Here is a 7,287-nt window from a genome sequence, read left to right as displayed (position 1 = left end):
CAGTTGGGCGCCCGAAGCCAACCAAGCATTCGGCTGGAAGCAAGCCCGCCGACTAGAAAGCCCGAGCCGCGGCAGCGCCGCCGTCGTACGGGGTCGTCCCGTATGACCGAAGGGAATCCAGGTAGCAGATCAGGGCGTTCCCAACGGTGAGAACGCCCTGATCTGGTACCCAGTTGGGCACCCAGCCCCGGGGGACCTGGTGGCCGACGCCAGTGCTCACTCCCGGGCGCTGAAGATGCGTGAGTCCGCTGCCGGCCGCTCCGTGGATCCCAGCCGGTCGGGGCCAGCCACGAAGACGCAACCGCGCCGGTCAAGGACCAGGAACCAACGAACGACGCTACGCCGCGAGCACCTTGTTAAGCGCCGTGCGGATCCGCTTCTCGGACACGGAATAGGCCGTGCCGAGTTCGACGGCGAACAGGCTCACCCGAAGCTCCTCGATCATCCACCGCACCTGAGTCAGTTCGGCGCCCGCGCGGCGGCCGGGCAGCAGGGCCGACACGGCGTCGTCGTAATCATCCTCCAGCTGCTGGACGGCGGACATGTGGAGCCCATCGCGCTGGACGTTGCCGGGCAGCTTCTCCAGACGCTTTTCAATAGCGTTGAGGTAGCGGGGGAGCTGGATCAGCTGGGCATAACCGGTCTTGGCCACGAAGCCCGGGAACACCAGCTGTTCCAGCTGGCTGCGGACATCGTTGAGGGCGCTGATGAGCGCCAGGCTCGTGGTGCCCTTGAGCTGCTTTTGGATCCGCCGAGTGCTGGCAAGGATGCGCTCCACGACGGCGGTAACACTGAAGACCGTGTCTATCAGCTCTGCCCGGACATGCTCATACAGGGCGTCGAAGGCTGCCTGGTCCCACGGGAGTTCTACCGGGGTCAGCTTGTCCACCGCCGCCAGGACGCAGTCTGCGATCAGAGCCGAGACGGACCCGTGCGGGTTTTGGCTGAACGTCAGCTTCTCGGTGTTGTTCAGGTGTTCCAGGACGTAGCGGTCCGGGGCCGGCACCCGCAGTGCGAGGAGCCGGATGACACCGCCCCGCATCGCACCCTGCTGCTCCGAGGCTGTCTGGAAAACACGCAGGCCAACGGACTTCCCTTCGTCCACCAGCGCGGGGAAACCGGTGACGGTGTGACCCTTGACGGTGACGCTGGCCTGGCGCTGAAGGGTGCCGAACCGCCACTCGGTCAGGCCGGACTGTTCCGTGAACCCGGCCTGCGCCTGCGGCCGACCATCCTGAGCGGCAGCCTGCTGCTGGCTCTTCTTCGGCGCCCGCGGGCCGGCTGTGGCGGGAGTGGCGCCCAGCGACTCAGCGATGGCCCGGCGGGTTGCCGGGGCCAGACGCTCCTGCAGCGCTTCCAGGTCCTTGCCCTCGTCCAGGACCTTGCCCCGGCTGTCCACCACCGTGAAACTCACGCGCAGGTGCGGCGGAACCGCATCCCAGTTCCAGGACCCGGCCGGAACGATCTGGCCTTTCAGCCGGCGCAGGACCAGCTCCAGCGAGCTCTCCAGTTCGTCCTCAGCGGGATCGAAATCGGCTTCCAGTGCCGCCACCGCCTGCCGGGCGACGTCCGGGGCCGGGACGAAGCTCTTGCGGACCTGCTTCGGGAGCGACTTGATCAGCGCGGTGACAAGTTCCACACGCTGGCCGGGGATCAGCCAGCGGAAGGGTGCGTCGTCGAGCTGGTTCAGGAACAGGACAGGAACTTCCGCCGTGACGCCGTCGGACGGGTTGGGCGTCGAGCCGGGTGCCACCGGATGGAATTCATAGCTCAGGGGCAGTTCGAAGCCCTTGTGCAGCCATGTCTTCGGGTAGGCGGACTCGTCCAGCGCGTTGGCGTCCTCGCTCAGAAGCAGGGCCTGATCGAAGTCCAGAAGCGCCGGATCCTGCTGCCGGGCGTCCTTCCACCACTTGTCGAAGTGCCGTTCCGAGACAACATCCTTGCCGACGCGAGCGTCGTAGAACTCGAAGAGAGTCTCGTCGTCCACCAGCAGGTCGCGGCGGCGCATCCGGGCTTCGAGTTCCTCCACTTCCTGCAGCAGGGCCCGGTTGCGGTGGAAGAACTTGTGGTGCGTCTTCCATTCGCCCTGGACGAGCGCATGCCTGATGAACAGCTCACGGGCCAGGACGTGATCGACCTTGCCGAAGTTGATCCGGCGCTGCGCGATGATGGGCACTCCGTAGAGCGTGACCTTTTCGTAGGCCATCACGGCGCCCATCTTGGTGGACCAGTGGGGTTCGCTGTAACTGCGTTTGATCAGGTGCGGCGCCACCTGCTCCGCCCACGCCGGCTCGAACTTGGAAGCGACGCGGGCCCACAGCCGGCTGGTCTCCACGAGCTCGGCAGCCATGACAAACGTGGGCGACTTCTTGAACAGCGCCGAGCCCGGGAAGATGGCAAAGCGTGTGCCCCGGGCGCCCGCGTATTCCCGCTTGCGCTCGTCGAGGATGCCGATGTGGCTGAGCAGGCCGGAGAGCAGGCTGATGTGGATGCCCTCGTGGTTGCCCACGGCGTCGGCCTGGCGCCTGTTGTCCAGGCTGATGCCCAGCGGCCGGGCCAGCTGCCGGAGCTGCGTGAACAGGTCCTGCCACTCACGGACGCGCAGGTAGTTGATGAATTCGTTGCGGCACAGCCGGCGGAACTGGGTGGACGACAGCTCCTGCTGCTTCTCGTGGATGTAGTTCCAGAGGTTCAGGTAGCCGGTGAAGTCGGAATTGTCATCGCGGAAGCGGGCGTGCTTCTCCGCCGCGAGCTGCTGCTTGTCCGTTGGACGTTCGCGGGGATCCTGAATGGTGAGGGCCGCCGCCAGGATCATGACTTCGCGGACACAGCCGCGCTGGCCGGCCTCCACGATCATGCGGCCCAGCCGCGGATCCACCGGAAGCTGGGCAAGCTTCTGTCCGACGGCGGTCAGGCCGCCGCCGTTGCGCCCGGCTGTCCGGCCGTTTTCGGCATTGGCCGACTGGGGACTGGTTGCCTGCGGCGCACCCGTGGCCGCCTGCGGCGCGCTCAGGGCACCGAGCTCCCGAAGGAGGGTCACGCCGTCGTTAATGGCCCGCGAGTCCGGCGGCTCCACGAACGGAAAGTTTTCGATGTCCTTGGGCCCCCGTGCGACTCCCATGGCGGTCATCTGCAGGATGACCGCCGCCAGGTTGGTCCGCAGGATTTCCGGATCGGTGTAGAGCGGCCGGGACTCGAAGTCCTCCTCGGAATACAGCCGGATGGCGATGCCGTCCGACACGCGGCCACAGCGTCCGGAACGCTGGTTGGCAGATGCCTGGGACACCCGCTCGATGGGCAGCCGCTGCACCTTGGTGCGGTGCGAATAGCGCGAGATGCGCGCGGTGCCAGTGTCGACGACGTACTTGATGCCCGGCACGGTCAGGGAGGTCTCGGCCACGTTGGTGGCCAGCACGATCCTTCGCTTGCTGCCCGGATTGAAGACCCGGTGCTGTTCCTGCAGGCTCAGCCGCGCGAACAGTGGCAGGACCTCGGTGCCGGAGAGCCTCCGGTTGGACTGGATCCTTGCCTGGAGGGCGTCCGCGGCGTCCCGGATCTCGCGTTCGCCGGAGAAGAAGATGAGGATGTCGCCCGGCGCTTCAAGGGCGAGCTCGTCGACGGCGTCGCACACCGCGTCCAGGGGGTCCCGGTCCTCCTCGAGTTCGTCGTCGGAGGAGTTGTCCTCGTCATCTCCGGTGGACGGGCCGCCGGCTGGCTGGGAGAGCGGGCGGTAGCGGATCTCCACCGGGAAGGTGCGCCCGGATACCTCAACGATCGGCGCAGGTTCCTCGTCCGAGCCGAAGTGCTTTGCGAAGCGCTCGGGATCGATGGTGGCGGAGGTGATGATCACCTTCAGGTCGGGCCGCTGCGGCAGGATCCGCTTGAGGTAGCCGAGGATGAAGTCGATGTTCAGGCTGCGTTCGTGGGCCTCATCGATGATGATCGCGTTGTATTTGCGGAGCAGCTTGTCCCGCTGGATTTCGGCCAGCAGGATGCCGTCGGTCATCAGTTTGACCTTGGTGGACTTACTCACCTCGCCGGTGAAGCGGACCTGGAAGCCCACTTCCTGCCCGATGTCGACCCCGAGCTCGGAGGCGATGCGCTCGGCCACCGTACGGGCTGCGAGGCGCCTCGGCTGGGTGTGGCCGATCAGGCCGTTGTCACCCAGGCCCAGCTCCAGGCACATCTTCGGGATCTGCGTGGTCTTACCGGAACCGGTCTCGCCGGCAATGATCGTCACCTGGTTGGCGGCAATCGCGGCCATCAGGTCCTCGCGGCGCTCGGAAACCGGCAGCTCGGCGGGGTAGGAGATGTGAAAAGTCATGGCTCCCACAAGTCTACTGCCGCGTAAAAGGACCCGGCGTGCGCCGGGTCCTTGGTTTGGATGGACGGTGATTCTCGGTGGGTGGTGAGTGAGCTAGAAGATGCGCATTGTGTAGTTGCTGCTGGGAAGGTCCAGTGCGGACCAATCCCGGACAGAGTATTCGGGAGGAGTGTGGCCGCGGCCATCCCGGAGGATGGCGCCGACAGTGGCTGCGGCTGCAATGAGGACCAGGACAAGGAGGGCGATTCCGAAGATTTCCATGTCTCCATGGTTCTCCCGCGGGCCCGAAGAAAAAAGTGGCAGAAATGCCTAAAAAGTACAAATTTCTGCCATACTGGAAACATGCTCAAAACAGTGGCAATCATCGCGGTTCCCAACTTCTCGATCTTCGAGTTCGGTACCGCTTTTGAGGTGTTTGGCATCGACCGTTCGGACCGGGGAACAGGCGTGCCGCGGTTCGACTTCCGTGTGTGCACTCCGGTGCCCGGCGAAGTTCCGCTGAAGTCCGGACTCACCATGAACGTCAGCCTTGGCCTGGAAGCTGCCGCCGATGCTGACCTGGTGATCATGGCGCCCTACGGCCGGGAAGAAGACGTTCCGGAATCCGTCCTCGATGCCCTTCGGGCAGCCCACGCCCGCGGTGCCTGGGTGATGTCGATCTGCTCCGGCGCATTTGCGCTGGCGCGGGCCGGGCTCCTGGATGGACGCCGGTGCACCACGCACTGGCACTATTCGGGAGAGTTGGCAGCCCAGTACCCCAAAGCCCTGGTGGACGAGAATGTCCTTTATGTCGAGGACAGCAGGATCATTACCAGCGCCGGAACGGCCGCGGGCATTGACGCCTGCCTGCATCTGGTACGGACCGAATTCGGGGCCGCCGTGGCGGCCGCGATCGCCAGGGACATGGTGGTCCCGCCGCACCGCGACGGCGGCCAGGCTCAGTTCATCGACCGGCCCATGGCCGAGTGCGGCTCCCAGCCAATGGAGGAGCTCCTCCGGTGGATGGTGGAGAACCTGGACGAGGAACATCCCGTCCAGGAGCTCGCCGCCCGGGTGCACATGTCGGCGCGCACCTTTGCCCGGCGGTTCCGTGCTGAAACAGGCGCCACCCCGGCTGCGTGGCTCAATTCCCAGCGGGTCCTGCGCGCCCAGGAGTTGCTGGAGTCTACGGAGCTGAATATCGACGAGGTGGCGCGGCAGTCAGGGTTCGGGCACCCCGTGCTGCTCCGGCACCACTTTGCCAAGGTGCTGGACACGAGTCCGCAGTCCTACCGCCGGGCCTTCCGCGGCCAGATGGCCCCGGCCGGCTAGGAGCAGCCCGGTTCGGAGCCAGCAAGGATGAGAACCGGCTAGGACCGGCCCGGCTAGGACCGGAAGCCGGCCGTACCGCTGCCGGGCCCGGATTCTTCAGCGGCGGCCCGGGTCGACTCCACGAGCACCCGCCAGGGGCCGGTGACCGCCGTCTCCGGCAGGGTGGCGCGGCGCTGGCCGGCGCGGATGGAGTACATGAACCGGTCCGGCTGCCCGTCCGCCGCCTGCCGGGGGTCGTCGACGGCGTCCCACGGGCACGCTTCGACCAGGGGCTGCCAGCGGCTTTTGTCACTCGTCGTGACGGCGAGCACCGTCCAGACGCGCGTGACTGCGGCTATCCCGCCGCTGCGCTCGACTGTGATCTTCATGGCGAGGTTCCCGGGTTTCCGCGGCTGCCGGGAAGCGGAGTGTCACAGTCCCGGCGTCGGTTAGAGCTTTACCTTCACAGTCTCCCACGCCCCGTGCACGGCGTCATGCTCTGTGGACTCCTCGCCGAACAGTTCCTTTGCCGTCGCCGCAGTGGCTTTGGCGAAGGCTGTGAAGGTGGTGGTCGGGCTCAGCGAGCCGCCTGTCAGGGTCCCGTACCAGATCTGGCCCGGCGCATCCCAGGCGTTCCCGCCGAGAGCCTGGGCGACGAGGCAGAACGCCCGGTTCGGAATGCCGGAATTGATGTGGACACCGCCGTTGTCTGCCCGCGTGCGGACGTAGGAATCCATGGAGTCCGGCTGCGGGTCTTTGCCGAGGACGTCGTCGTCGTACGCTGTTCCCGGTGCCTTCATGGAGCGCAGGGCGGACCCTTGAACCTGCGGCGTGAACAGGCCCTCGCCTATCAGCCAGGAGGCTTCGGCGGTGGTCTGTTTGCGGAAGTACTGCTCCACGAGCGCGCCGAAGACGTCGGAGACGGACTCGTTGATGGCTCCCGCCTGGTTTCGGTAGGCCAGTCCGGCAGAAAACTGCGTCACGCCATGGGCCAGTTCGTGGCCGATCACACTGAGCGAGCGGGTAAAGCGCTCGAAGACCTCGCCGTCGCCGTCGCCAAACACCATCTGCTGGCCGTCCCAAAACGCGTTGTCGTACATCCTGCCGAAGTGGACGCTGGCCTTCAGCGGCATGCCGAGACCGTCGATGGAGTTCCGTTCGAAGGCGTCCGCGTACAGGCTGTGCGTGTGGCCCAGCCCGTCATAGGCCTCGTCGACGGCGGGATCGCCGGTGGGGGCATCGCCCTCCTTCCGGACAACCTGCCCGGGCAGCGACTCGCCGGACTTCGCGTCGAAGACGGACCTGTTGACCGGAGAGGGCTGCAGCTGCCTGATGCCGGCAGGAGCCGACGGCGCTGCGGTCCGGGCGGCATGCACGGCGCCCACGTGGAGCAGGGCTTCCCTGGCGGCGCGGGCGACTGCCGAGAACCGGGGGGACCTCTGGGCGGCCAGGCGGCGCAGGATGTACGGCGGAACTATTGAACAGACCATGCAGCTCACACTACGAACGGGCTCTGACATTCTGCGTCAGGCGCACTGGAGATGCAGGAAACCCCCGCCGCTTTCAGTAAGCGGCGGGGGTTTCTTCTGTGCCCTCGATAGGATTCGAACCTACGGCCTTCTGCTCCGGAGGCAGACGCTCTATCCCCTGAGCTACGAGGGCATCCAGGGATC

Annotated in this window: 5 protein-coding genes and 1 tRNA gene; 1 reads left to right on the top strand and 5 read right to left on the bottom strand. The window is 66.2% G+C overall.

Annotated elements, in window-relative coordinates; genetic code table 11:
- Positions 1–337: 337 nt before the first annotated feature.
- Both hrpA and ACFQ50_RS09085 read right to left on the bottom strand, forming a co-directional pair.
- On the bottom strand, positions 338–4,324 hold the full coding sequence (gene hrpA / locus ACFQ50_RS09090) for an ATP-dependent RNA helicase HrpA (RefSeq protein WP_377995190.1): 3,987 nt from the start codon (positions 4,322–4,324) through the stop codon (positions 338–340).
- Positions 4,325–4,417: 93 nt separating this feature from the next.
- Positions 4,418–4,585: a hypothetical protein gene (locus ACFQ50_RS09085; RefSeq protein ID WP_377995189.1), complete on the bottom strand. Its 168-nt coding sequence runs from the start codon at positions 4,583–4,585 to the stop codon at positions 4,418–4,420.
- Positions 4,586–4,666: 81 nt separating this feature from the next.
- On the opposite strand from ACFQ50_RS09085, the gene ACFQ50_RS09080 reads away from it, so the two are divergent.
- The gene (locus ACFQ50_RS09080; protein ID WP_377995188.1) at positions 4,667–5,635 is read left to right on the top strand and encodes a GlxA family transcriptional regulator; all 969 of its coding nucleotides are present in this window, start codon (positions 4,667–4,669) and stop codon (positions 5,633–5,635) included.
- A 53-nt stretch (positions 5,636–5,688) separates the two neighbouring features.
- Here the strand turns inward: ACFQ50_RS09080 and ACFQ50_RS09075 are convergent, their stop codons facing one another.
- The 3 genes from ACFQ50_RS09075 to ACFQ50_RS09065 form a co-directional block, all read right to left on the bottom strand.
- Positions 5,689–6,003, bottom strand: coding sequence for a protealysin inhibitor emfourin (locus tag ACFQ50_RS09075; protein ID WP_377995187.1), 315 nt, complete (start codon positions 6,001–6,003; stop codon positions 5,689–5,691).
- A 60-nt stretch (positions 6,004–6,063) separates the two neighbouring features.
- A complete protein-coding gene (locus ACFQ50_RS09070) occupies positions 6,064–7,104 on the bottom strand; it encodes a M4 family metallopeptidase (RefSeq protein WP_377995186.1) in 1,041 nt (346 codons plus the stop codon).
- A gap of 99 nt (positions 7,105–7,203) precedes the next feature.
- A tRNA-Arg gene (locus ACFQ50_RS09065) sits at positions 7,204–7,276 on the bottom strand.
- Positions 7,277–7,287 lie beyond the last annotated feature (11 nt).

The sequence above is a fragment of the Arthrobacter sp. NPDC056493 genome, assembly GCF_042795115.1.
In the GTDB taxonomy this organism is placed as follows: domain Bacteria; phylum Actinomycetota; class Actinomycetes; order Actinomycetales; family Micrococcaceae; genus Arthrobacter.
This window is presented reverse-complemented; position numbering and strand designations above follow the sequence as displayed.